The sequence below is a fragment of the Bradyrhizobium sp. SZCCHNR1017 genome, assembly GCF_032381375.1.
Taxonomy (GTDB): Bacteria; Pseudomonadota; Alphaproteobacteria; order Rhizobiales; family Xanthobacteraceae; genus Bradyrhizobium.
The window spans coordinates 131,777-155,687 of the sequence record NZ_JAUHIR010000008.1; the positions used below are offsets into that span (position 1 = coordinate 131,777).

The following is a 23,911-nucleotide window of genomic DNA, read 5'->3' on the forward strand; positions in this document are numbered from 1 at the left end:
TTTGCATGAATGCAAACGCCATGGTAGTGCAAACTGGAAAAGGAGAGACCATAGATGTCAGGTTCAGTGAACATGGTGATCCTCGCCGGCAATCTCGGCAAGGATCCTGAGGTGAAGAACCTCAGCAACGGCAAGTCGGTGTGCAACTTCTCGATTGCCACTTCCGAGACCTGGAAGGACCGGGACGGCGAGCGTCAGGAGAAGACCGAGTGGCACAACTGCCAGGTCTGGCAGGAAGGCCTGATCAAGGTCATCGAGCAGTATCTGTCCAAGGGCGACAAGGTTCACGTCGTCGGCAAGATCCAGACCCGCAAGTGGGAAGATCAAGATGGCAAGGATCGCTACTCGACCGAGATCGTGGTCGACAAGCTGACCATGCTGTCCACGAAGGGCAACGGCGGCGGACGTGATGACGACGACCGCGGTGGTCGCTCGCGCAGCCGCGATGATGATGGCGGTGGCCGCTCACGCGGTGCTGACGAGGATGGTCGAAGCCGCAGCCGCTCCCGCGACGATGACCGCGGTGGCGACGATCGCGGTGGCGGTCGTTCGGCGAGCCGCAGCTCGTCCCGGGACGATCGTGGTCGGGATGACGACAGGGGCTCCTCGCGCTCGTCGAGCCGCTCCTCGTCGCGCAACAACGACATGGACGACGACATCCCCTTTTGAGAGCCAGAAGGCCGTCGACATCCTCACCCGCCTGAGGTGCGGTGAGTTCTACTGAGCTTCCCCGTCGAGCGGGGAAAATGCGGGGGGGCGCCTCCTACTTGGTTGGCGTGCAGGGGGCGCCCCTCTGTCTTTCGATTTGCATGAATGCCAACGGGAGCACTAAAAGCAAATGAGAATCTTCCAGGTTTCGTCGGACGGCATGGCTTCGCTGTTCGACGCGCATCATGCCCAGGAAGCGGCCGAGCACGGCGAGTGCTCCTGTCCGCCTGGCATCTGCCTCGATGGCGCCACTCGTGCTGAACCCGGCATGTCCGGCTTCCCTCCGCTCGAAGAGGTTCTCGGTGAACTCATGACAATCCTCGCCGGGGACGATCTCGACGTCGAGGACGAGGATGGCGAGCTGACCATCGCGTTCGAGCCGGACTTCGAGCTGAGCGACGAGCCCGCCTCGCGAGCCCACCAGCTCGACCAGCTCGGCTCCATCGTCGAGGACGTGACGTCGCTCGCCGGCCTCTACGCCACCATGGTCCACGAGGACCGCAGCGAAGGCGAGGACTGAGCCATGGCTCGCACAGTCCTGGACGTCTCTCCCGGCGCCCTCTCGGACTACTACGACTGGCTCAAGGCAGCGCCTGCCGGCGACGTCCTGGTCTACTGGAGCGGTGACCTCCAGTACGACCGCCAGGTCGTGATCCCCGAGACCGACGTGCTGCGCGGCAACGAGCGGCTCCGTCTCGCAACCCTCAACGTTCTCGCCGACCGCGTCCTGGAGGACGCTAAGGATGGTCACCTCCTGCTCACGCAGAAGCGGATCGGCACGAACATCTTCGAATACCGAGCAACCCGCCGCCGGCAGCCCGCTTTCGGCAGCGACATCACGGGCAAGAAGATCACACCGCATGACCTCGTCCTCGCCTGAGGATCGCACGAATGCTCTGAGCTGGCTGGCGCACGGTGCCCAGCTGGCTTTCGAGCTGAGGGGCGATCAAGCAAAGCACAGTGACGTCATCTGGCAGCTTCTGGTCGAGGCGATCGAAGTGATCGACAAGACGCCAGACCAGGAACGCCGTTGGCTGACTTCCGGCAACCGCTCGGGCGGTTGGAACATGGTCGGCATGTCGCGTGCCGAGCTGCTCGTGATCGAGCGTATCCGCCTCCTCAGTGCGATGAAGCCCTATGACGGACAGACCAAGGTCTCCCCCCAGAGAGACGATGTTGAACGATCTCTTGGCGTTCTGTCGTGGATGCGGTGGTGCAACGCCGCAAGACTGGCAGATCGCCTTGTTAAGGCAGCTGTCGCGCTGGCACGCGGCGGGGAAGCCGAGATTGTGCATCGACTTTACTGCCCGACGCGGAAGTCTCGCAACCGGCAGGCCTCCTACGAAATCAGACAACGCACGGTCGGCTTCATTCTGACCGGCCTCAAGAACGATCTCGGCATCGTGCCGGGTCACGGCCTCTCATTTCAGGAGCTGAACCATGCTGCATGATCTGCCGCTGCCGAAGAGAATCGACGTCGATCAGATCGTCGAGCATTCGTTCAAGGACTACCACGTCAAGGGATTCGACTATCTCTGCCTCCAGCGATCGCCGGAGGAGACGGTGAAGCTGTACTTCTTCGACGGCGACATCTCCAAGCTGCCGGAGGTCGTCGCCCCGCACAATCACCGCTACGACTTCGAGACCTATGTCGCGGCCGGCCTCAGCGAGAACGTTTGGTTCACTCGCTCGGCAACGCGCCCGGAACATCAGGGTCAGATCTTCAACTGGTTCGAATATCGCACCAAGCTCAACGGCGGCAACGGGTTCACGTTTGCCGGCGAGGAGGAGCTGTTCGAGGCCAAGCGCGGCCGGTTCGGAACGGGCGAGTCCTACTTCATGCACGCCGAGGATCTGCACACCATCCGCATCGTCCAAAACGAGACGCTGCTGGTCCTGGTGCAGTTCGAGGACATCGTGCCGCTCGACAAGCCGACCTGGACCTATTGCAGGGGCACCGCGCCGTCTCTGGACGGTCTCTACACCAAATTCACGGCCGATGAGGTCATCAGCCGGCTCCGCAAATTCGAGGAGCGCACCGGCATCGCGTTCAGCTCGATCGGCGCACGCAGCGCCGCATAATCAACGGAGACCGCTTTGAAGCGCGAGATCATCCTCGACACAGAGACCACGGGACTAGATCGCAAGACCGATCGGATCGTCGAGATCGGCTGTGTCGAGGTGATCGACCTGATCCCGACCGGCAAGACGTTCCACAAATACATCAACCCGACGCTCCCGGTTCACAAGGAAGCGTTCAAGGTCCATGGTCTCAGCAACGAGTTCCTGAAGAAATTCCCGACGTTCCGCCGGCAGGTCAACCAGTTCCTCACCTTCATCGAGGGTGCGACGCTGGTCGCCCACAATGCCGGCTTCGACGTCGGCATGATCAACGCCGAACTTGATCGCCTCGATCTACCGCCGCTGCCGAACGAGATCGTCGACAGCTTGGCACTGGCCCGAGACAAGCGGCCAGGCTCACGGCATACGCTCGACGCTCTGTGCAAGGCGTTCGGCATCAACCTGAACAAGCGCGACAAGCACGGCGCACTTCTCGATGCCCAGTTGCTTGCGGAAGTCTACTGCGAGCTGCGCGGCGGCCGGCAGATGGGAATGTCCCTGGACCTGTCCGCAGAGTCCTCAGCAGCAGCTCCCGTCGCCATCAGACATCGGCCTGTGCCGCTTGCACCCAGGATCACAGACGAAGACCGAGCCATTCACGCGCAGTTCATCAGCGAGATGAAGGACGCAATCTGGCTCGACTATCGCGACCAGAAACTCGAGACCGCAGCTTAGCCAACAAGGAAAGATCAATGAACACACCCGCCCTTTACAGGCGCACGGGCAAGAACGGCATGTCCGATGAAGTCCGTGCTGCTCGCCGCTTCTCCGTTGGAGGATCGGACGCCAAGATCATCATGTCTGGCGATCAGCTCGCCATCGAACGCCTCTGGGCTGAGAAGCGCGGCGAGATGGCTCCGGAGGATCTGTCCGAGGTCATCTTGATCAACCTCGGCAACCTGACCGAGCCTCTGAACGCCGACCTGTTTGAGAAGGACACCGGACTGTGGGTGACCAACGAGCAGGACAAGGTCTTCTACGAGGACTGGGACAAGGCGCATGCCACGTTGGATGGACTCGTCCGCGAGACGGAGACCGGACCGGTCATCTCGATGGTCGAGTTCAAGTTCATGTTCCCGTTCGGCTTCTCGTTGGACAAGGCGATCGAGAAGTATTTCCCGCAGTGCCAGCACAACATGATGGTGACCGGTCTGCCGACCTCGCAGCTCTGCATCCTGACCGGTGCAGCGCAGTGGTACCGCGTCGAGATCGAGGCGGACATCTTCTACCAGGTCAAGCTGCTCCAGCACGAGAAGGACTTCTGGGAGTGCGTCGAGACCGGTCGGATCCCCGGAAACCCGGTGATCGAGGTGCCGCTGGTCGAGCGCGTCAAGGTCGTCGACATGAACGAGAGCAACGAGTGGGGCGCTCAGGCAGCGATCCTGCTGAAGACGTTCACCGCGGCTAAGAAGCATGAGTCTGCCAAGACCGCCATCAAGAAGCTGATGCCGGAAGACGCCATCCAGGCGGCTGGCAAGGGCGTGACGGTCAAGCTGTCGAAGGACGGCAAGAAGCTGATCGATTGCGACAAGGATCAGGTCGCGAAGATTGACGACGAGCAGGCCTGGTTCCCGCCGGATCCGAAGAAGGCCAAGGGCGGCGGCAAGAAGAAGGCCGCGAAGGCCGACAACGACAACAACGAGGAAGCAGAGGCGGCCTAACCGCCCCTGCCCTCACCTTTTACCAAGAGGAAGACCATGAGCAACGCATCCGAAAATCTCGCGATCTGGAACGAGGTCGAACAGACCGACCCCAACTTCACCAAGTCGTTCAATCGCGGCGGCGGCTTCAAGGGTACGGCGACCAATGCCACGTACCTGATCAAGAAGGCCACGAAGATGTTCGGCCCGATCGGCATCGGCTGGGGCTGGACCATCGTCGAGGACAAGTTCCAGCCGGGCCAGGACAAGGATGTGGTCCACATCCTGCGTCTGAAGCTCTGGTACATGTGGGGCGACAAGAAGGGCGAGATCGAGCACTTCGGTCAGACCACCTTCGTCGGCAAGAACAAGAACGGCTGGTACACCGACGAGGAGGCTCCGAAGAAGTCCCTCACGGACGCGCTTTCGAAGGCGCTCAGCACGCTCGGCTTCGCTGCCGACATCCACCTCGGCATGTACGACGACAACCGCTATGTCAGCGACCTGAAGCAGGACTTCCGCGGCTCTGACGAGTTCGACAGCGCCAACGACAACCAGGATCGCGGCGACCGCGGAGGCAAATCGTCTGACAAGGGCGGATCCTCGAAGGGCGGCAAGTCCAAGCGTGGACCTTCCGTCAGCGAGAAGGAACAGGATTCCATCCTCGACCACTGGGAGGATCAGATCGCCCAGGCCAACTCCGTCAAGGAGATCATGCAGATCATCGCCGAGAAGGCGTTCGCCGAGGATCTGGCGAAGCTCCACGAGGATGACGAGGCCCTCATCCGCAAGAAGGCCAGCGACCGCTCGCAGGAGCTGAAGTCGGCCAAGACCAAAGCGAATGCGGGCTAAGTCACGCGCATACGTCCAGCTCGCCTTGCAGGTCATCCCGCTCGCCAAGAGCACGGATGATCTGCGGGCCTGGTGGGCGGCCGAGAGAGATCACCGCTACGACTACGGCCTGACGGACGATCAGATCGAGCGGCTCAAGGAGGCGTGCAAGGAGCAGGTCCTTCGCCTCGGTGGAGAGCTACGGGAATGAGCAGATGAGCAAGACATCGAGCAAGTCGAGCAACCCCTGGATCTATGCCGTCAAGAACGAGGATGGGCACCTTGTTCCCTATGCGAACTATGACCGCGAGAAGTTCGACGAACTGCCGGTCAACAAGCTGCTGCGCGTCAACATCGTCCAGCAGCGCAATGCGCCGCGGCACCGGCTCTATCGGGTGATTCTGCGACTGGTGGTCCAGAACACAGACCTGTTCGTGTCGGAGGACAGTCTGCACAAGACCCTGTTGGTCGGATGCGGCGTCGTCGAGCCCATCATGACGGTCGCCGGCGAGATCATCATGGTCCCGTCGTCGACAGCCTACGACGCCATGGATGAGGATGTGTTCAAGGCCTACTTCGATCAGGCCATGAACATCATCGAGACCAACCTGCTCCCCGGGATCGACCTGGACGATCTGCTGAAAGAGGCCAGGAAGCAGGCGAATTACAAGGAACCGGCGAATGACAACGACGAGCGCCACAAGGACGAGGATGCAGCGTGATGGCAAACGTAGTGGAAGGCGAGGCGCGCAATAGCCAGGAATGGCACGGCTCCTATCTGGACGAGGACAGCATGGTTGCTGATGTTCTTGCCCGCGTGAGCGCAGATCCGGTCGCGGTGAAGCGCTGGCTCGACCCAGCGAGCTGGCACTTGCCGGATCCAAGGCTGTTCCGCTCCAAAGATGAATATCCTGCTCATGCTGGTTGCCTGACGTTCGCTGGCATGTCGATCCGCAACTTCTATGGCCTGTGGCATGCTGACAATCCGCACACGGCGTTCGATCTGCATGACGATGTCGAGATCACGGACGGCATCATCACGGACAAGCGGCATCCTGACAACTTCTCAGACCGCGTGATCCAGCGCGTGAAGGCAGAGCTGGCGAAGATCAAGTGGAAAGCATGAAGGTCTACCGGCCGATCATCAGCCTTCCAACTGGTTTCTGGGGCGGGGAATGGGTGTTCCTCGCCAAGTCAGAGGGCGATGCTTTCCGGATGCTCAGACGGCGGATCGAGACCGGAAGGGTGAAATGGACGCCGCATGAACAACGCTGACGAGCTGGCCGTGAGATGCGTGGAGAACATCAACTTCTCCACGGCGCACAATTGGCCTGTCGAACAGGCCGCGGTGCTGATCACGACTCCGAAGGGATGGAAGGCTCCACCGAAGTTCCCTCGGAGCGAGATCGTAAACGTCAACCCAAACACCGGCACACGGGTCCGCCGCATACCGGCGATGCGGCTGCTCGCCTATCTGGTCGGAAACAACCTCACCACCATCAAGATCGAGATGAGGGCACTCAAATGATCAAGCTTGATGACCAATCGCGCCGCAGCGGACAATGACAATGCCGAGATCGCCAAGACTGTCTAAAGCCCAGAAGCGGTTCATGGATGAGCATGCCCCTGCCTACCTGTGCTGGATGGACGACACCAGCTCGGCCCTTCCGATCTTGCCGATCAGACGGATGAAGCGCACCTTCGACGCGATGGTGCGTAAGGCGTTCCTCACGCCTGACGGCCACATCACCAATCTGGGACGCGAAATCTGGCGCAAAACATTTGCTTGACCGTTTGCTTGAATGCAAATACCACGAACGAATGCAAACCGTTCTCGATCTTGCTCCTCCGAAGGGCTTTCGGAAGGCCATTCCGGACAAGGTGAAGCTGCAGGTGATCCTGCAGCAGAACGCCGCCTGCACGAAGTGCGGTGAGCGGCTGGGCAAGATCGAGGACTGCGAGTTCGACCACATCCCCGCGCTGGGACTGCGGTGCTGGGACGCTGAGGCCAAGGATACGACGCCGAGGGCGAACGATCCTGCCTTCATCGAGGGCAAGCACAAGGACTGTCACGCGAAGAAGACGTTCGGCTCGCACGGCGAGCTGGCGCGCGGCGACGTCACCGAGATCGCCCGCACCAAGCGGATCGCGAAAGAGACCGAGGATTTCAGGCGTCGAATGCTGGCGAAGGTTGACCCTGATGCGGAGGTCGATCAGCCGCCGCGGCGCCCCAAGAAAGCATGGCCAAAGCGGCCTTTTCCGAAGCGGGGCAAGCAACATGAAAAGAGAGGTCCGAGAGGTCCAGCAGGAGGTTCAGATCCTGAAGGATAAGGGAGAGATCGAGGACTTCAGGCTTGGCCACAGCGCCAAGCATCGGACGGTCAACTTCCTTTTCCGCGGCGCCTGGTACTCGACCGTTTTTCCATCAACGCCTCGAACGCCATACGCCAACAATTTCGTTCGGCAGCAGATCAGACGCCAGATCCGGCGGCTCCAGACAATTTAGGTTCACCAAAGAGAGGACGACATGGACGCTCTACGAGTCGAAGACACATCGATGGGGCTGATGAAGGCGCTGCACTTCATCACCACGCAGCAGGATAGACGCAAGGTCAAGCCGAAGTTTCAATATGCCGCGGCTGGCAACACGACCCGCGCGACGCGGTGCCTGACCAAGTTCGAGCGCAGCCACATCACGGAACTGGTCCAGCAGCTCGTTCCTCTCGATCCGAAGACGCAGCAGGATCAGATCAAGGAGATCATGCAGCAGCTGTCGAAGCTGCCGGTCGCCTTCTTCCCGGTCAAGCGCGAGATGCGGATCGACTATTCGAAGACCTATCCCTACCGGTCGACGAAGCGCGGCGGATGACCGCGATCACAGCAAGCATCCGGAAGGCGCAGCGCGTCGCGATCGAGGCAGGCGGCTTCAACCTGCGTGGCGTGATCTACGGCGACACCAAGAACCGCTATCGCGATGGCTGGTTTTTCTACACCGCGAAGGTGGTGGCGGAAATCGAGCCGAACGTCTTCCGGACTGCAACGGGCAACGTCTACCAGGTCGAAACCTGGTCGGCACCGTCCAAACCCACCAACGAGTATGACCCCCTCCCGGCCGATTGGCCGTACTGCGCGAGTGCCGAATGAGAATTGAACGACGATACACGACTGCCGGAGTCGATCCGTACAGCCTGATCGAGTGGCGCAAAGGCGTCAGCGAGATCAAGAATCCGGACGGCTCCGTCGTCTTCCAGATGGAGGGCATCGAGGTCCCGGCCGCCTGGTCGCAGGTCGCCGTTGACGTCCTGGCGCAGAAGTACTTCCGCAAGGCCGGCGTGGCCTACAGGCTGACCAAGGTCTCCGAGGACGGTGTGCCGGCATGGCTGCAGCGGTCCATCGCCGACAAGACCGTGAGCGAGTTTGAGCAAAAGCACGGTTCCGAGACCTCTGCCAAGCAGGTGTTCGACCGCCTCGCCGGCTGCTGGACCTATTGGGGCTGGAAGGGCGGCTACTTCTCGCCCGGCACCATGAGCATGTTCATCAGCCGCAAGGATCTCGATGACTCCGCCGAGGAGAACGCCCGCGCGTTCTTCGACGAGCTGCGCTTCATGCTGGCCACCCAGATGTTCGCGCCGAACAGTCCGCAGTGGTTCAACACGGGTCTGCACTGGGCATACGGCATCGACGGTCCGGCACAGGGCCACTTCTATGTCGATGAGGCGATTTATACGGCGCATCAGAATGATGACCGCTATCCGGACTCGCTGGCGGTTGTCCCTTCGCGCTCGGCCTACGAGCGTCCGCAGCCGCATGCCTGCTTCATCCAGGGCATCTTGGACAACCTGATCCAGGACCGCGGCATCATGGACCTGTGGGTGCGCGAGGCGCGCCTGTTCAAATATGGCTCCGGCACGGGAACCAACTTCTCAAGCCTCCGCGGCAAGAACGAGAGGCTGTCCGGCGGCGGAAAATCATCGGGAATGATGTCGTTCCTCAAGATCGGCGACCGCGCTGCCGGCGCCATCAAGTCGGGCGGCACCACGCGCCGCGCGGCCAAGATGGTCGTCGTCGATGTGGACCATCCGGACATCGAGGAGTTCGTCACCTGGAAGGTCGAGGAGGAGCAGAAGGTTGCGGCGCTGGTGGCCGGCTCGAAGGCTGCCAAGAAGCTGTTGCAGGCCGTCTGGGAAGCGTGGGGCGACGGCGAGAGCCGCGATACCCCGTCTATGAAGGAGGCCATCCTCGCCGCCAAGCGAGCCTTCATCCCGGACACCTACATCAACCGGGTGATCCAGCTCGCAGAGCAGGGTGAGAACTTTTACGCCGAGGAGTTCGACGTTGACTGGCAGTCGAAGGCCTACGAGACCGTGTCTGGCCAGAATGCCAACAACACGGTGTCGGTGACCAACGACTTCCTGAAGGCGGTCGAGCAGGACACGAAATGGAATCTGATCGCTCGCACCACCGGCAAAACGGTGAAGACGGTCGATGCCACGTATCTATGGGACACCATCGCTCGCGCGGCGTGGGAGTCGGCCGATCCTGGCCTGCACTTCAACACCACGATGAACGAGTGGCATACGTGCCCGGCCGGCGGCGACATCCGGGCGTCGAACCCTTGCTCGGAGTACATGTTCCTCGACGACACCGCCTGCAACCTGGCGTCGGCGAACCTGCTCAAGTTCACGGCGAGCCATGGTGATGGTCCGATCGTGTTCGAGACGGAGAGCTTCATCCACGCCTGCCGTCTGATTCAGATCGTACTCGAGATCTCGATCTACATGGCGCAGTTTCCGTCAAAGGAGATTGCCAAGCTCTCATACGAATACCGCACCACGGGCCTCGGCTACGCCAACATCGGCGGCATGCTGATGACCATGGGCCTCCCCTACGACTCCGACGAGGCTCGGGCTTTGGCTGGAGCTGTCGCCGCGATCATGACAGGGACTGCCTACCTGACCTCCGCCGAGATGGCGCGGGAACGGGGTCCGTTCGTCAAGTTCGAGGAGAACCGGCATTCCATGCTGCGCGTGATCCGCAACCACTATGCGGCGGCGGAGAATGGCGATGCGGAGTTCGAGGGACTGACGATCAAGCCGGTGCCGCTGGATTGGGACAACTGTCCCCAAACCGATCTGCCGGCGCGGGCTTCTGCCATCTGGGCTGAGGCAGTCGAGTTGGGCGAGGCTTACGGCTTCCGCAACGCCCAGACCACGGTCATCGCGCCTACGGGCACGATCGGCTTGGTGATGGACTGCGACACCACGGGCGTTGAGCCCGACTTCGCTCTGGTGAAGTTCAAGAAGCTGGCCGGCGGCGGCTACTTCAAGATCATCAACCAGGCCGTGAAGCCGGCGTTGCAGCAGCTCGGCTACACGGCGAAGCAGATCGACGAGATGGTGACCTATGCTACGGGCACTGGCATCCTGCCAACCTACCTCCAGGGACTGCTCGATGACCAGGGGATCAAGGTCACTCCTGAGCAGGTCAAGTCGACCTTCGACGTTCGCTTTCTGGCTGACTGGGCATCTCTGGATCCCAAGCTGCCAGGGGTGATGGAGGAGATCAACCAGAAGGTCTGCGGAACCATGACTCTGGAAGGTGCCCCACACTTGAAGGAGGAGCACTACGCGATCTTCGACTGTGCCACCCCATGCGGCAAGCTGGGAACGCGGTCGATCTCCACTGAAGGCCACATCCGAATGATGGCGGCAGTGCAGCCGTTCATCTCTGGCGCTATCAGCAAGACCATCAACATGCCTGCGACGGCGACGATCGCGGACGTGAAGGCGGCCTACATGCTGTCGTGGAAGCTGGGTCTAAAGGCCAACGCTATCTATCGCGATGGCTCGAAGCTGTCCCAGCCGTTGTCTTCGGCCCTGGTCGAGGACGAGGCGATCGAGGATGAGGCTCCGAAGACGGTCATCCAGGTGATCGAGAAGATCGTCCGGAAGCGGGAGAAGCTGCCGCACAAGCGGGCCGGCTACACCCAGCGCTCGATCGTCGGCGGGCACAAGCTCTATCTCCGGACCGGCGAATACCCGGACGGGCGATTGGGCGAGATCTTCATCGACATGCACAAGGAAGGCGCTGCCTTCCGGTCGGTGATGAATGCCTTCGCCATCGCTGTGAGCCTCGGCTTGCAGTACGGCGTGCCGCTGGAGGAGTTCGTCGATGCGTTCACGTTCTTCCGGTTCGAGCCCTCCGGGTTCGTTCAGGAGCATGGTCGCATCAAGAACGCGACCTCGATCATCGACTTCGTGTTCCGGGACATCGCGATCAACTACCTCGATCGTGATGACCTGGCGCACGTCACCCCGGAAGAGAGCGGCCACACCGCGATTGGTGATGGGGTGAATGGGGCGCCTGCTGTCGTCGTCAACGTCGCTGCCGGTGCTGACGTCAAGAAGGTGATCGAAGCTACGTCGAAGGCCATCGACAAGGCGCTGGATAAGCGCTCCGTCGCCAAACTGAGCGGATACACCGGAGACACCTGCGGATCGTGCGGGAACGTCACCATGGTCCGCAACGGCACCTGTCTCAAATGTGACACGTGCGGCGAGACCACGGGGTGTTCATGACCTGGCTGAAGCGACTGCTCTGCCTGTTCATCGATCACAGGCGGGAAGCTGACGACGAAGGGGCTTACGGAAGCTACGGCTGGAAGTGCCCGCGCTGCGGGGAGACTGGCTTCGGCATTCACGACATGTGAGCCGTAGGCGACAAGAACGGAACGGATCTACGGGTCCGTTCGCTTTTTTGCTTGCTTGAATGCAAATCTTGCAGTAATGCAAACCCACGCAGGCGGGCAGCCTGCAACCGAACCAAAGGACTGAAACATGGGCTTCCTCTCCAATCTCCTGAAGCAGGCCGACAAGGCGATCAACAGCTACACGGGCGACAAGGCTTTCCTGGCCGGCGTCGCTGCAGCGGCTGCCAACGTCACCGCGGCGGATGGCTCGATCGATGACGCCGAGATCAATGCTGCGATCTCCGGCATGCTGGCGAACCCGATCGTGTCGGCTTCCTACTCCGCCTCGCAGATCGAGGAGGCTCTCAACGCCGCTCTCGCCCGCGCCAAGAGCCGCGCCGGCCGCATGGAGAACAAGCGCGCCATCGAGGCACTGATGACCCGCGACATCTCTGCTCGCCAGGACGTGTTCCTGATCGCTGCCGACGTGGCAGACCAGGACGGCATCGGTGACCAGGAGCGCGTCGTGCTCGCCGATATCGGCAAGGCGCTCAACGTCGACGACAACAAGCTGCTCGCTGCCTGATCCGGCGCTTCATCTTAACGGGGCGGTCCTTCGGGGCCGCCCTTTTTCTTGAACTGGAGATTTTCATGGACCACCTGTTCTGGGTCGCGCTGCTCGGCATCGTGTGGATCGACCTCTTGCTCTCCGGCGACAACGCGGTCGTCATCGCCCTCGTCAGCCGGCAACTGCCACCCAGCCAGCAGAAGTGGGGTATCATCGGTGGCACCGCTGCGGCAATCGGACTCCGTGTCGGCATGTCGTTCTTCGCAGGCCTCCTGCTGAACATCCCTGCCCTCAGCCTCATCGGCGGCGCCTATCTCCTCAAGGTGGCGGCTGACCTGCTGATCGGCGGTGACGAAGCCGGGGCGCCGGACGCAGCATCGACGCTGAAGGCTGCGATCATCACCATCGCCCTGGCCGACGCCAGCATGAGCCTCGACAACGTCATGGCGATCGCCGCTCTGTCACACGGCAACATGTTCCTGATGGCACTCGGTGTTCTGCTCTCGATCCCGCTCGTGATCGCCGGCAGCGCCATCATCTCGATGGTCATCGGTCGCTTCCCGATCCTGACCTGGGCGGGCGCCGCGCTGCTCGGCTGGGTTGCCGGCGGCATCATCGCCGCTGATCCTCTCGCAAGCCCCTACCTGAACCACTATGCGGCTTCGGCCGTGGGCCTGCTGATCGTGCTCGCTGTGGGCTGGTTCTACAGCGGACGAGAGGAAGCCGAAGCAGTCGCCTGATGCTCACCGAGCTGGAGATCATCGAGCGCTGTCTGCTGATGTTCTCCAAGCCTGGGCGCTGGACACAGAAGACGCTCGCGAGGGACCGGCAAGGCAAACCTGTCCCCGTATTCAGCGAGATGGCGCGGTCCTTTGACATCGAGGGCTGCATCAGAAGAGCAGCTGGCATCGAAGACCGAGGCGCGTACGCGCGCTTCGTTCCCCTCATCAAGAGCCAGGTTGGCAAGCAACCATTCGACTGGAACGACCAGCGAGGCCGTCTCCAGATGGAAGTGGTCCGGATGTTCGAAGACCTGGCGGACGAACTTAGATTCAAGGAGACATCATGAACGACAATTTTACCCAGGCCGACCTGGACGAGCTGAAGAGATCAGTCCAGTTCGTCGTCGATATCTGCCACAAGATGAATGCCCATTGGTGGATCGACCCCAAGACCGGCGCCGATCTGCGCGACAACCCTCTGATCGTCCCCACCAAGATCGCGCTGATCCACAGCGAGCTGTCCGAAGCTATGGAAGGTGACCGCAAGGACCTGATGGACGACAAGCTGCCCCACCGAAGCGCGATCGAAACCGAGCTGGCCGACGTCGTGATCCGCGAGGGAGATCTGTCAGGCGGCATGAAGTATCGCCTCGCCGAAGCCATCGTTGCCATCGCCGGCTTCGACCGGAAGGAGATCGCCCTCGCACTCGCGCTGCGATCGACGGCAGATCTCAGCGGTGCACTGGGCCTCGACCTCGCTGGAGCTGTAGCGGAGAAGAGTTCATTCAACCTGGTTCGCCCAGACCACAAGTTCGAGAACCGGACCCAAAAGGGCGGCAAGAAATACTGACTTTTCGCTTGACGATTCGTTTGCTTGAATGCAAACAATCGCCATGCAAACGAGGAGATGAGACTTGGACGCGCAACAGGCTGAAAGGAAGGCCTTCGAGCTGATCTTCGGCGAGATCAGCTTGCAAAACGAGATGCACGGCGAGGTAGGCACCCGCCCTGACGACCAGAACGGCGAGCTGTTCGAGGCCGGCATGGGTCAGCTGGACGCCGTGTTCGACCGACGCAATGGCGATGAGACGGCGTTCGACGAGCCCCCGATGATCTACCCGGAGAATTGGGGCAAGCGCTGGTTTCGCAGCTATGGCGGCGACATCCCCAACATGGTCGTCGGCGTGACGTTCATGATCCAAGAGATCAAGCGCCTGCTGATGAACGGCGAGGACCCCACACGCCTCGCTTGGCAACCCCACCAACTGATCGAGGCCTAACATGCCGGTATTCGGTGTCTTTCTCGCCAACCACGTTCTCGATGCCTGCGGCCTCTATTTGGTCGTGACCGCAGCCGTCAAGATCTCCCGCGGCTATCCGATCAGCCGCTGGTTTTTCTAACGTTCAAGCATTTGCTTGAATGCAATCCGCAAACGGAGGAAGTATGAAGAAGATCTATCTGCTCGCCGCTGTCGTGATGGGCGTCATGGCTGCCAGCTCTGCCCAGGCGACCGAGAAGTTCCGGCTCTGCACCGGAAACGCCAAGCTGAACTACTACGCCGCAGGTCAGTACCTGAAGCGCCACGTTCCCTCGGTCGACGTCATCGAATCCAAGGGCTCGCTCGACAACCTCGACAAGGTCACGGCCGGCGAGTGCGACGGTGCGTTCGTGCAGTCCGACGCTCTGCTCGTCTATTCGCAGCGCAACGCCAAGGCGATCTCGGCTCTGCAGCGCTCCGGCGTGCTCTACCAGGAGCAGGCCAACCTGATCTGCAACCGCAAGGCCTACACCTCGCCCCGCATGGTCGATCTGAACTCCAACTTCACCGTCGCAATCGGTCCCGAGGGCTCCGGTGCCAACACCACCTGGGCGGCGTTCGTGGCGGCTGACAGGGCCCGCTACGGCAAGGTGCGAACGTCCGATCTCACCAGCACGCTGGCTCTCAGCGCCGTCGCCGATGGCTCGGAAGTGCAGTGCGCGCTGATCATCACCGCGCTCAACGCTCCATTCCTCAAGAACGAGGCGCCGAAGTATGCGAGCAGCGTGACGCTGGTTGCGACCGACGACCGGGACATGACCAAGAACGCCAAGGATAACCGCGGCAACCCGGTCTACACCTACGGCGAGATCCCGTCCGGCACCTACAAGGGCATCCAGCCCACCGGCCTGCTCGGCGGCTCCAAGTCCGTCGACACCATCCAGGTCGATGCCGTGTTCGTCGCGAACCGCGACTGGATCGCTGCCCACCAGGGCGACTTCGAGAAGATCGTCGATGGCTTCGCCAACGCCAAGCCCGACATCGAGAAGCTCGTTCAGCCGAAGTAACTGCGCATTGCAATCGACGGTCGCCTACGGGCGGCCGTCCTCCTTTTCATTTTGTCCATTTTCAGAACGTGGAGCGAGGCATGAGCCGGTCTGGATACACCGAGGACTACGACTGCGAAGACCAATGGGGCTTCATCAGGTATCGCGGCATGGTGGCCAGTGCCATACGCGGAAAGCGCGGACAGTCCCTCTTCCGAGACATCCTGATCGGCATGAATGGGATGATCTGCAAGCGCCTGATCGCCGACGATCTGGAGACTGAAGGCGCTGTGTGCGCGATCGGAGCAGCCGGAAAGGTCCGCGGCGTCGACATGTCCAGCCTTGATCCAGAGGACGCTGAGACCGTGGCCGGAAAGTTCGACATCGCCGACTGCCTCGCCCGCGAGATCGTTTGGATGAACGACGAAAGCGGCATGACCGGCGAGTGGATCGAGAACGAGAAGCGCTGGCGCCCCGAGAGCCCGGAGGAGCGCTTCATCCGCATGCGCAAGTGGGTGCGATCGCAAATCACGGACCCACTGTTCGACGTGGTCTGGTGCTGATTTTCATCATGGAGGGTGATTTGAACAAGGAAGACGAGTTGGCTCAGCTGAAGCGAGAGCATTCAGCCAGAGTTTCCGAGCTGATCGAGCACAACACGAAGCAGCTGATGGAGAACCGGGCGCAACGGGCCATCATCGCTCAGCAGAAGGCTCAGATTTTGTGGCTGCTGAACCAGATCCCCGGAGTCCAGCCATGAGCAAGACGATCGTCAAACATCTGCCGGCAGAAGAGGTCGGCGAGGACCAGGCCGGGTGGTGGATCCTCCACCTGGACATGAACGAGGATGGCACCGAGGCAGGCTGCTACGACGCTGCCGGCCCCTACGACAGCAAGGCTGAGGCGGACCAGCTGGCTCTGCCGTGGACCACAGATCAGGAGGCGCACGCAGCATGAAGCAGTATCACGACCTGCTCCAAAAGATCCTCACAGAGGGCGTCCAGAAGGGAGACCGTACCGGCACCGGCACGCTGTCGATCTTCGGACATCAGATGCGCTTCGATCTGAGCCAAGGCTTCCCGCTACTGACCACAAAGCGGCTGCCGTTCAAGGCCATCGCTGTCGAGCTGCTGTGGTTTCTGCGCGGCGATACCAACATCAAGTTCCTGCACGACCACGGCGTCACCATCTGGGACGAGTGGGCGGACGAGAACGGAGATCTCGGCCCGGTCTATGGCAAGCAGTGGCGCAGCTGGCCCGGGAAGCTTCTGCACGCCGACATCGATCGCCAGACCGGCATGCCTTCCGCGGTTCACTACGAGTCGATCGACCAGATCGCAAACGTCGTCCAGCAGATCAAGACCACCCCCAACTCCCGCCGACTGATCGTCTCTGCATGGAATCCAACAGAGGTGGACGAGATGGCGCTGCCGCCGTGTCACTGCCTATTTCAGTTCTACGTGGCGAACGGCAAGCTGTCCTGCCAGCTCTACCAGCGATCGGCCGACGTCTTCCTAGGCGTCCCGTTCAACATCGCATCCTATGCGCTGCTGACAACGATGCTCGCTCAAGTCACGGGGCTACAGCCAGGTGATTTCGTCCACTCGTTCGGTGATACGCACCTTTATCTGAACCATCTGGATCAGGCGCGTGAGCAGCTGACACGAGAGCCGGGGAGGCTGCCGACGCTGCTACTCAGTCCGCACGTCACGGACATCTTCGACTTCACGTACAATTCCATGTCATTGGCCGGCTATAACCCGTACCCGCCAATCAAGGCGGACGTGGCCGTATGACGAAGGTGGCCAACTCATTCTACTCTGCGGCGGTCCCTCACCTCGAAATGGATGATCTCTATTTCGGAACCTTCGGGATACCTGGCGACCCGCCGCAGTGGGTCAATGGTCAGGACGGCAAGCGTGAAGTCTTCCGCAGCCACGATGCAGCTGTCCTGGCTGGCTTCAAGATCATGGTGGCGAAGCTCAACCGAGCGCGCCAGGAGCAGAACTTCCAGGTGAGGAGCTATGCTTCACCAAAGACCAGGAGCTGGACGGCACCGGTCGATACCCGGGAGCCGACCATCGAGCAGGTGTTCGGGAGCAAGAAATGAGCGCTCTACCAAAAATCGATGGGGTCGGTAATATCGACCTCATCGGACCCAACACGCCGCTGAGATTAGAGGTGGCAGCCAGACTCGCCTTTCCGGACGGGTCAATGAAGCTGGCCGGACTCCGTCGAGAGATCTCTCGCGGCCGACTTACCTACGAAGTGATTGCAGGCAAGCACTACACCACGCTCGCCGCCATTGAGGCTATGAGAGAGTTATGTCGCGTAACAGCAAAGGCCCCCGTCTCTACAAGCGACCTGCCCGACGTGAGGGAGGCAAACTCAAACCGGCAATGTGGGTCGTCCGAGACAAGCAAAAAGTTGTCTCCACAGGAATTGCTGCGCGAGCAGCTGAAACGACACCGCCAATTGAAGCGGAACAATTCCTGAGGACGTACCTTGCCGAGAAGTTTGACCCGACCCGGCGAGCCAAGGACATTGCGGTCATCACGATCAGCGACGTCCTTGGCATCTACTACCACGACAAGGGCGGGCTCAAATGCGAAGACCCCAATCTCATCGGCCACGTTAATCGCCTCAACGAATTTTGGGGCGAGAAGACGCTGATCCAGATCAATCCCAAGACCTGCCGTGATTACGTCGCCAGTCGTCCTGGCCAGGGCGGCGCGAGGCGCGATCTCGAAGTCCTGCGGGCGGCGATCAACAACCACTCAGCCCAGAACCTGCATTTTGGCACGGTCAACGTCACGCTGCCACCGAAGGGCGAGGCACGCCAGGAGTGGATTACACGCGACCAGGCCGCCGCCATTATCTGGGCCGCCTGGCGCTACCGCGAGCTGCAGACGATCCACCGCGGCGAACGGAAGGGAGAGGTGGTGGTCACCGACAAACGACCGCTGCGGCACGTCGCACGCTTCCTGCTGATCGGCTGCTACACTGGAACCCGAGCGGGCGCCATTGCCTCTGCCTCGATCAAGAAGGAAGCCGGCAAGTCTTATGTCGACCTGGAGGCCGGCCTGTTTCACCGGCTTGCGGTCGGCAAACGCAAGACCAAGAAGCAGCAGCCGACCGTGCCACTGCCTCCGCGCCTGCTCGCTCACATGAGGCGCTGGGTGGCCAAAGGCATCGTGTCCGAGAACTTCGTCGAGTACCGAGGCTTGCCGGTCAAGCGGGTGAAGAAGGGGTTCGCATCTGCGGTGCGGCTCGCCAAGGTCGACATCAAGGTCACGCCGCACACCCTTCGGCACACGGCCGCGACCTGGCTGATGCAGGCGGGAGTCGATGAGTGGGAGGCTGCCGGCTATCTCGGGATGTCAGTTGAAGTGCTGCGCGAGGTCTACGGACATCATCATCCGGACCACATGAAGGGCGCGGTCGAAGGCATCACGGCGAAGAAGGTGAAGGCGCCGAAACAGGCTCAATCTGTACCCCAATCTGTACCCCAGAAGAAATCGAGGAAGACGGGATGATCAGAAGATACTGTATTTGCAGGGGGAAAATGGTCGGAGCGGCAGGATTCGAACCTGCGACCCCTGCGTCCCGAACGCAGTGCTCTACCGGGCTGAGCCACGCTCCGACTTGGGAAGCCGGCTTATAGCGTCGGGTTTCCGTCTTCGCAAGGACACAAGGCAGGAAATCGCATCGAAATCGTCGATCGTCGGCGGAGGGGTTAACTGCTTGAGGCCGTGGGGCTTTGTCCGGCGGCCATGGCGCGAGCGCAAGGCGACAGGCGATTTGCGCGCTTCATTCGGACGTCCGCGCCCGCTATAGCCGAGCGCGGAAGCCACCGCCGTCCCGTACCATCGATGCCCGCCCCAGACATGCAAGCGATCGAGACCAGGATCCTGCCCGCCGACGCGGCTGGAATCGCGCAAGCCGCGGCGACGTTCGCGCGCGGCGGACTGGTCGCGTTCCCGACCGAGACCGTCTACGGCCTCGGCGCCGATGCGGCCAATGCCGCGGCCATCGCACGCCTCTATCAGGCCAAGGGCCGGCCCGCCTTCAATCCGTTGATCGCCCATGTCGCCGATATCGCAGCGGCGCAGCGTATCGGCCGCTTCAATGCCACCGCCGAGCGTCTGGCCGCTGCGTTCTGGCCGGGACCGCTGACCCTCGTGGTGCCGCAGAGCGACGGCTGTCCCGTCGCCGACCTCGCCACCGCCGGCCTCGATACGGTGGCGATCCGCGTGCCGGCGCATCCGACCGCACAAGCTCTGCTCATGGCGTTCGGCGGCGCCGTCGTGGCGCCCTCCGCCAACATCTCCGGCCACGTGTCGCCGACCACGGCGGCGCATGTCGCGGCCGATCTCACCGGGCGAATCGACCTCATCCTGGACGGCGGGCCGGTCGAGGTCGGCGTCGAATCGACCATCGTCGGCTGCTTCGATGCGCCGACGCTGCTGCGCCCGGGCGGAGTTCCGAGCGAGGCGATCGAGGCCGTGCTCGGCCGTGTGCTGGCGCGGCCCGCCGCAGAGACCGAGACGTCCGAGCAGCCTCTGGCACCGGGCATGCTGGCCTCCCACTATGCCCCGCGCGCCCGCGTGCGCCTCGATGCCAGCGAGGTCGCGCCCGGCGAGGCGTTGCTCGCCTTCGGACCCACCACCCTGCCCGGAGCCCACGAGGCCGCCGCGATCCTGAACCTGTCGCCCTCTGGCGATCCGGCAGAGGCGGCGACGCATCTTTTCGGCTATCTTCGCAGCCTCGATGCCAAGGGAGCGCGCAGCATCGCGGTGATGCCGATCCCGAACGACGGACTGGGCGAGGCCATCAACGACCGGCTGCGCCGCGCCGCCGCGCCGAGATAACACTGGAAGCGACTAAGCATGAACATCAGCCAGCCTGCCCTGCCGCCGCTGCCGCCCGATTTGATCGCGCAATTCGCTGCCATCGTCGGCGAGCGCCAGGCGCTGACCGCGGAGACCGACGTCGCGCCTTACGTCACCGAGGAGCGCAACCTGTTCCACGGCCGCTCGCCGCTGGTGCTGCGCCCAGGCTCGACGGCCGAGGTCGCCGCAATCTGCAAGCTTGCCAGCCAGCATCGCATCGCGCTGGTGCCGCAAGGCGGCAACACCGGCCTCGTCGGCGGCCAGACGCCGCACAATGGCGAGGTGGTGGTGTCGCTGAGGCGCATGGACAAGATCCGCGACGTCGACACCGCCTCCAACACGATGATCGCCGAGGCCGGCGTCGTGCTGCAGGTGGCGCAGCAGAAGGCTGCCGAGGTCGACCGCCTGTTTCCGCTGTCGCTCGGCGCCGAGGGCAGTTGCACCATCGGCGGCAATCTCTCGACCAACGCCGGCGGCACCGCCGCGCTCGCCTATGGCGTGGCGCGTGAGATGGCGTTGGGGGTCGAGGTGGTGCTGGCCGACGGGCGGGTGCTCAATGCGCTGTCGAAACTGAAGAAGGACAACACCGGTTACGATCTGCGCAATCTGTTCATCGGCGCCGAGGGCACGCTCGGCATCATCACCGCGGCGAGCCTGAAGCTGTTCCCGAAGCCACGCGCGATCGAGACCGCCTTCGTCGGCCTCAAGTCGCCGGAGGACGCGCTCAAGCTGCTGGCGATCGCGCAACGCGAGGCCGCCGGCAGCCTCACGAGCTTCGAGCTGATCGCCGCGATCGCGCTCGACTTCTCGATCCGCCACGCCGCTGGCAACCGCGCGCCGCTGTCGGGCGTCCATCCCTGGTTCGTGCTGATGGAACTGTCGTCGTCGCGCGAGGATGCCCGCGCCACGCTCGAGACCATTCTGGAGCAAGGCCTCGAAGACGGCATCGTCGACGACGCCGCGATCGCCGACAGCCTCGCCCAGCGCATGGCGTTCTGGAAGCTGCGCGAGGACATCTCTGCGGCGCAGAAGCCGGAGGGTGGCTCGATCAAGCACGACATCTCGGTGCCGGTCGCCGCGGTGCCCGCCTTCATTGCCGAGGCCAATGCCGCCGTGGTGAAGCTGATGCCCGGCGCGCGTCCGGTGCCGTTCGGCCATCTCGGCGACGGCAACATCCACTACAACGTCAGCCAGCCGATCGGCGCCAACACCGCCGACTATCTCGCGCGCTGGCACGAGGTCAACGCGGTCGTGTTCGAGATCGTGCTGCGCATGGGCGGCTCGATCTCGGCCGAGCACGGCATCGGCGTGCTCAAGCGCGACGAGCTGCCTGACGTCAAGGATCCGACCGCCATCGCGCTGATGCGCGCGATCAAGGCACAATTCGATCCGCTCGGGATCATGAATCCCGGCAAGGTGCTCTAGGCTGTCGACGCTCCCATGGATTCTGCTCCCGCTCTCGCCATTTCCGACATCACCGATGCCGACGTGCCCGCGATCATTTCGCTGTGGCAGCGCTGCGGCCTGACGCGGCCCTGGAACGATCCGGCCGCCGACATCGCGCTCGCGCGCCGCGGCGACAGCTCCACCGTGCTGGTCGGCCGCAGCGGCGGCGCCATCGCAGCCTCCGTCATGGTGGGCCATGACGGCCATCGCGGCTGGGTCTACTATGTCAGCGTCGATCCCGAGCATCGCGGCCGCGACCATGGCCGCGGCATCATGGCCGCCGCCGAGGACTGGCTGCGGGCGCGCGGCATCGCCAAGCTGATGCTGATGGTGCGCGGCGACAACACCAAGGTGCAGGAATTCTACCAGGCGCTCGACTATGCCGTGCAGGACAGCGTCGTGTTCTCGAAATGGCTCGACGGCCGCCCGCCGACGCCCGGAATGAAATAGAGGCGAGCGATGAGCATCTCCGACCGCATCCGCGTCCACGAGACGCGCGTGCTCTCCGACCATTACGGCACGCTGACCTCGACGAAGTTCGAGTGGCGGCGCGACGACGGCACGTGGCAGATGCAGAGCCGCGACGTGTTCGACCGCGGCAACGCGGCGGCGATCCTGCCCTACAACCTCGCCCAGCGCAGCGTCATCCTGGTCAAGCAGTTCCGCTATCCCGCGTTCGTCAACGGCCATGACGATCTGCTGATCGAGGCGGCGGCCGGCCTGCTCGACGACGCCTCGCCGGAGGAGCGCATCCGGCTCGAAGCCGAGGAGGAGACCGGGTTCCGGCTGCACGACGTCAAGTTCGTGTTCGAGGCGTTCATGAGCCCGGGCATCGTCACCGAGAAGATCCACTTCTTCGTCGCCGAGTACGAGCCTCACATGCGCGTCGGCGCCGGCGGCGGGCTCGCGCATGAGGGCGAGGAGATCGAGGTGCTGGAAGTCTCGATCGACGACGCGCTGGCGATGATCGCCGACGGCCGCATCCAGGACGCCAAGACCATCATGCTGCTGCAGCACGCCGCGCTGAGGATCTTTGGCTGAGCGCGGCCAACGCTCGGTCGCGGGTCTTGCTCCTTTGTCGTCCTCCGCGAAGGCGGGGGACCCAGTATTCCACCGGCAGCCGTTTCGGCACGAGAGGCCCCGGCGCACTGGATCCCGCTTTCGCGGGGGATGACGATCTTCTCTGTCGAGATATCCCGCCTCAGAACAAACTCCCCTGCCCGTCATCCGCAGGCGCAGGCGAAACTTTGCGGGATGCAACCTTCTTCGCCGGCTTGCGCTGCGCGTCCTCGGCGGCGCGCAGCTCCGCGGTCATCGGCAGCAGCAGCTGCTCGTCGTCGTTGGCCACCGCGTTGACGCGCGTGGACACCTCGTACCACGCGAATTCGCCCTCGCGAGGCGCGACCAGCAGCCTCATGGCCTCCTCAGGATCATCGGAACGGCAGTCGAGCCACAGCGCGAAATCATCCGGCCTGATCGTCACGGGAACACGATGATGCAGCGTGGCGAGATCGGGGCTCGCAGCCGCGGTGACGATCGCCACCGTATCGACCTCCTCGCCGTTCGGCCCGCACCAGGTCTCGGCGAGGGCCGCGAAGCCGAGCGGCGCGCCGTCACTGCGGTGGATGAAGAACGGCCGCTTGCGACCATCGATCACCTGCCACTCGTAATATCCATCAGCGGGCACCAGCACGCGGCGCCGCCGGATCGCATTCTTGAACGCCGGCTTCTCGTGTACGGACTCCGAACGCGCATTGATCAGCAGCGTGAAATTACGGGGATCCTTGACCCAGGCCGGAATGAATCCCCAGCGCATGAGCCGAAAATGCCTGATGTCCTGATCCAGAAGAACTACGGGAATCGGCTGCGTCGGAGCAATATTGTGCCGCGGCGGAAAGTTCGGCTGTTCCTCGTAGCCGAAAATCTGCCTGAGAGCCGCGGGTGGTGAAGTGATCACGAAGCGTCCACACATAATCTCACTCAAATCGTC

36 protein-coding genes and 1 tRNA gene are annotated in these 23,911 nt (G+C 62.4%); 35 read left to right on the forward strand and 2 right to left on the reverse strand.

Annotated features, from left to right (window positions below; all coding sequences use genetic code 11):
- Positions 1-54 precede the first annotated feature (54 nt).
- From QW863_RS20635 to QW863_RS20785, 31 genes are all read left to right on the forward strand, one after another.
- Complete coding sequence (locus QW863_RS20635; protein WP_315768545.1) at positions 55-669, forward strand: single-stranded DNA-binding protein; 615 nt, start codon at positions 55-57, stop codon at positions 667-669.
- Between the two features lie 169 nt (positions 670-838).
- Positions 839-1,228 (forward strand): hypothetical protein, encoded by a 390-nt coding sequence (locus QW863_RS20640; RefSeq protein ID WP_315768547.1) that lies wholly within the window; start codon positions 839-841, stop codon positions 1,226-1,228.
- 3 nt (positions 1,229-1,231) lie between these two features.
- Positions 1,232-1,588, forward strand: a complete 357-nt coding sequence (locus QW863_RS20645) for a hypothetical protein (RefSeq protein ID WP_315740025.1) — start codon at positions 1,232-1,234, stop codon at positions 1,586-1,588.
- Positions 1,569-2,159: a hypothetical protein gene (locus QW863_RS20650; RefSeq protein WP_315768549.1), complete on the forward strand. Its 591-nt coding sequence runs from the start codon at positions 1,569-1,571 to the stop codon at positions 2,157-2,159. The genes QW863_RS20645 and QW863_RS20650 overlap by 20 nt, the downstream gene beginning before the upstream one ends.
- On the forward strand, positions 2,149-2,790 hold the full coding sequence (locus QW863_RS20655) for a hypothetical protein (RefSeq protein ID WP_315768551.1): 642 nt from the start codon (positions 2,149-2,151) through the stop codon (positions 2,788-2,790). The genes QW863_RS20650 and QW863_RS20655 overlap by 11 nt, the downstream gene beginning before the upstream one ends.
- A gap of 15 nt (positions 2,791-2,805) precedes the next feature.
- A complete protein-coding gene (gene dnaQ, locus QW863_RS20660; RefSeq protein WP_315768553.1) occupies positions 2,806-3,504 on the forward strand; it encodes a DNA polymerase III subunit epsilon in 699 nt (232 codons plus the stop codon).
- 17 nt (positions 3,505-3,521) lie between these two features.
- Complete coding sequence (locus QW863_RS20665; RefSeq protein WP_315768555.1) at positions 3,522-4,490, forward strand: YqaJ viral recombinase family protein; 969 nt, start codon at positions 3,522-3,524, stop codon at positions 4,488-4,490.
- Positions 4,491-4,526: 36 nt separating this feature from the next.
- On the forward strand, positions 4,527-5,321 hold the full coding sequence (locus tag QW863_RS20670; RefSeq protein WP_315768556.1) for a hypothetical protein: 795 nt from the start codon (positions 4,527-4,529) through the stop codon (positions 5,319-5,321).
- Positions 5,311-5,511, forward strand: coding sequence for a hypothetical protein (locus QW863_RS20675; protein WP_315740018.1), 201 nt, complete (start codon positions 5,311-5,313; stop codon positions 5,509-5,511). Before QW863_RS20670 ends, QW863_RS20675 begins: the two co-directional genes overlap by 11 nt.
- A 4-nt stretch (positions 5,512-5,515) precedes the next feature.
- Positions 5,516-6,022 (forward strand): hypothetical protein, encoded by a 507-nt coding sequence (locus tag QW863_RS20680; protein WP_315768559.1) that lies wholly within the window; start codon positions 5,516-5,518, stop codon positions 6,020-6,022.
- A complete protein-coding gene (locus QW863_RS20685) occupies positions 6,022-6,426 on the forward strand; it encodes a hypothetical protein (RefSeq protein ID WP_315768561.1) in 405 nt (134 codons plus the stop codon). The genes QW863_RS20680 and QW863_RS20685 overlap by 1 nt, the downstream gene beginning before the upstream one ends.
- Positions 6,423-6,575: a hypothetical protein gene (locus QW863_RS20690; protein ID WP_315768563.1), complete on the forward strand. Its 153-nt coding sequence runs from the start codon at positions 6,423-6,425 to the stop codon at positions 6,573-6,575. Before QW863_RS20685 ends, QW863_RS20690 begins: the two co-directional genes overlap by 4 nt.
- Positions 6,562-6,828 (forward strand): hypothetical protein, encoded by a 267-nt coding sequence (locus QW863_RS20695; RefSeq protein ID WP_315768565.1) that lies wholly within the window; start codon positions 6,562-6,564, stop codon positions 6,826-6,828. The genes QW863_RS20690 and QW863_RS20695 overlap by 14 nt, the downstream gene beginning before the upstream one ends.
- An 82-nt stretch (positions 6,829-6,910) precedes the next feature.
- The gene (locus QW863_RS20700; protein WP_315768567.1) at positions 6,911-7,090 is read left to right on the forward strand and encodes a hypothetical protein; all 180 of its coding nucleotides are present in this window, start codon (positions 6,911-6,913) and stop codon (positions 7,088-7,090) included.
- Positions 7,083-7,631: a hypothetical protein gene (locus QW863_RS20705; RefSeq protein WP_315768569.1), complete on the forward strand. Its 549-nt coding sequence runs from the start codon at positions 7,083-7,085 to the stop codon at positions 7,629-7,631. The genes QW863_RS20700 and QW863_RS20705 overlap by 8 nt, the downstream gene beginning before the upstream one ends.
- Positions 7,632-7,827: 196 nt before the next feature.
- A complete protein-coding gene (locus tag QW863_RS20710; protein WP_315768571.1) occupies positions 7,828-8,169 on the forward strand; it encodes a hypothetical protein in 342 nt (113 codons plus the stop codon).
- Entirely contained in the window at positions 8,166-8,444 is a 279-nt protein-coding gene (locus QW863_RS20715) for a hypothetical protein (protein ID WP_315768573.1), read from the forward strand. Before QW863_RS20710 ends, QW863_RS20715 begins: the two co-directional genes overlap by 4 nt.
- Positions 8,441-11,878 carry an adenosylcobalamin-dependent ribonucleoside-diphosphate reductase gene (locus QW863_RS20720; protein WP_315768574.1) on the forward strand — a complete coding sequence of 1,146 codons (3,438 nt, stop codon included), beginning with the start codon at positions 8,441-8,443 and terminating at the stop codon, positions 11,876-11,878. The genes QW863_RS20715 and QW863_RS20720 overlap by 4 nt, the downstream gene beginning before the upstream one ends.
- A complete protein-coding gene (locus QW863_RS20725) occupies positions 11,875-12,009 on the forward strand; it encodes a hypothetical protein (protein ID WP_315768576.1) in 135 nt (44 codons plus the stop codon). Before QW863_RS20720 ends, QW863_RS20725 begins: the two co-directional genes overlap by 4 nt.
- A 127-nt stretch (positions 12,010-12,136) precedes the next feature.
- Positions 12,137-12,574, forward strand: a complete 438-nt coding sequence (locus QW863_RS20730) for a Tellurite resistance protein TerB (RefSeq protein ID WP_315768578.1) — start codon at positions 12,137-12,139, stop codon at positions 12,572-12,574.
- 65 nt (positions 12,575-12,639) lie between these two features.
- Positions 12,640-13,296, forward strand: a complete 657-nt coding sequence (locus QW863_RS20735; RefSeq protein ID WP_315768580.1) for a TerC family protein — start codon at positions 12,640-12,642, stop codon at positions 13,294-13,296.
- Complete coding sequence (locus QW863_RS20740; RefSeq protein WP_315768582.1) at positions 13,296-13,625, forward strand: hypothetical protein; 330 nt, start codon at positions 13,296-13,298, stop codon at positions 13,623-13,625. Before QW863_RS20735 ends, QW863_RS20740 begins: the two co-directional genes overlap by 1 nt.
- The gene (locus QW863_RS20745) at positions 13,622-14,128 is read left to right on the forward strand and encodes a hypothetical protein (protein WP_315768584.1); all 507 of its coding nucleotides are present in this window, start codon (positions 13,622-13,624) and stop codon (positions 14,126-14,128) included. The genes QW863_RS20740 and QW863_RS20745 overlap by 4 nt, the downstream gene beginning before the upstream one ends.
- A 64-nt stretch (positions 14,129-14,192) precedes the next feature.
- Entirely contained in the window at positions 14,193-14,558 is a 366-nt protein-coding gene (locus tag QW863_RS20750; RefSeq protein ID WP_315768586.1) for a hypothetical protein, read from the forward strand.
- Between the two features lie 164 nt (positions 14,559-14,722).
- Positions 14,723-15,604 (forward strand): TAXI family TRAP transporter solute-binding subunit, encoded by an 882-nt coding sequence (locus tag QW863_RS20755; RefSeq protein WP_315768587.1) that lies wholly within the window; start codon positions 14,723-14,725, stop codon positions 15,602-15,604.
- Positions 15,605-15,753: 149 nt separating this feature from the next.
- Positions 15,754-16,146 carry a hypothetical protein gene (locus QW863_RS20760; RefSeq protein WP_315768589.1) on the forward strand — a complete coding sequence of 131 codons (393 nt, stop codon included), beginning with the start codon at positions 15,754-15,756 and terminating at the stop codon, positions 16,144-16,146.
- Positions 16,140-16,343: a hypothetical protein gene (locus QW863_RS20765; protein ID WP_315768591.1), complete on the forward strand. Its 204-nt coding sequence runs from the start codon at positions 16,140-16,142 to the stop codon at positions 16,341-16,343. Before QW863_RS20760 ends, QW863_RS20765 begins: the two co-directional genes overlap by 7 nt.
- Complete coding sequence (locus tag QW863_RS20770) at positions 16,340-16,540, forward strand: hypothetical protein (protein ID WP_315768593.1); 201 nt, start codon at positions 16,340-16,342, stop codon at positions 16,538-16,540. Before QW863_RS20765 ends, QW863_RS20770 begins: the two co-directional genes overlap by 4 nt.
- Positions 16,537-17,379, forward strand: a complete 843-nt coding sequence (locus QW863_RS20775; protein ID WP_315768595.1) for a thymidylate synthase — start codon at positions 16,537-16,539, stop codon at positions 17,377-17,379. Before QW863_RS20770 ends, QW863_RS20775 begins: the two co-directional genes overlap by 4 nt.
- Entirely contained in the window at positions 17,376-17,693 is a 318-nt protein-coding gene (locus QW863_RS20780; protein WP_315768597.1) for a hypothetical protein, read from the forward strand. The genes QW863_RS20775 and QW863_RS20780 overlap by 4 nt, the downstream gene beginning before the upstream one ends.
- A 214-nt stretch (positions 17,694-17,907) precedes the next feature.
- Positions 17,908-19,119, forward strand: a complete 1,212-nt coding sequence (locus QW863_RS20785; RefSeq protein WP_315768599.1) for a tyrosine-type recombinase/integrase — start codon at positions 17,908-17,910, stop codon at positions 19,117-19,119.
- A gap of 30 nt (positions 19,120-19,149) precedes the next feature.
- On the opposite strand, the gene QW863_RS20790 is transcribed toward QW863_RS20785, so the two are convergent.
- Positions 19,150-19,226 (reverse strand) — tRNA-Pro (locus tag QW863_RS20790).
- 229 nt (positions 19,227-19,455) lie between these two features.
- Between QW863_RS20790 and QW863_RS20795 the strand changes: the two genes are divergently transcribed.
- The 4 genes from QW863_RS20795 to QW863_RS20810 are packed head-to-tail and all read left to right on the forward strand — an operon-like array spanning position 19,456 to position 22,962.
- Positions 19,456-20,454 carry an L-threonylcarbamoyladenylate synthase gene (locus QW863_RS20795; RefSeq protein ID WP_315717199.1) on the forward strand — a complete coding sequence of 333 codons (999 nt, stop codon included), beginning with the start codon at positions 19,456-19,458 and terminating at the stop codon, positions 20,452-20,454.
- 18 nt (positions 20,455-20,472) lie between these two features.
- A complete protein-coding gene (locus QW863_RS20800) occupies positions 20,473-21,900 on the forward strand; it encodes an FAD-binding oxidoreductase (RefSeq protein ID WP_315717200.1) in 1,428 nt (475 codons plus the stop codon).
- Between the two features lie 15 nt (positions 21,901-21,915).
- Positions 21,916-22,371 (forward strand): GNAT family acetyltransferase, encoded by a 456-nt coding sequence (locus QW863_RS20805; protein WP_315717201.1) that lies wholly within the window; start codon positions 21,916-21,918, stop codon positions 22,369-22,371.
- 9 nt (positions 22,372-22,380) lie between these two features.
- Positions 22,381-22,962, forward strand: a complete 582-nt coding sequence (locus QW863_RS20810) for an NUDIX domain-containing protein (RefSeq protein WP_315717202.1) — start codon at positions 22,381-22,383, stop codon at positions 22,960-22,962.
- Positions 22,963-23,122: 160 nt separating this feature from the next.
- Here the strand turns inward: QW863_RS20810 and QW863_RS20815 are convergent, their stop codons facing one another.
- Positions 23,123-23,893, reverse strand: a complete 771-nt coding sequence (locus QW863_RS20815) for an SOS response-associated peptidase (protein ID WP_315717203.1) — start codon at positions 23,891-23,893, stop codon at positions 23,123-23,125.
- Positions 23,894-23,911 lie beyond the last annotated feature (18 nt).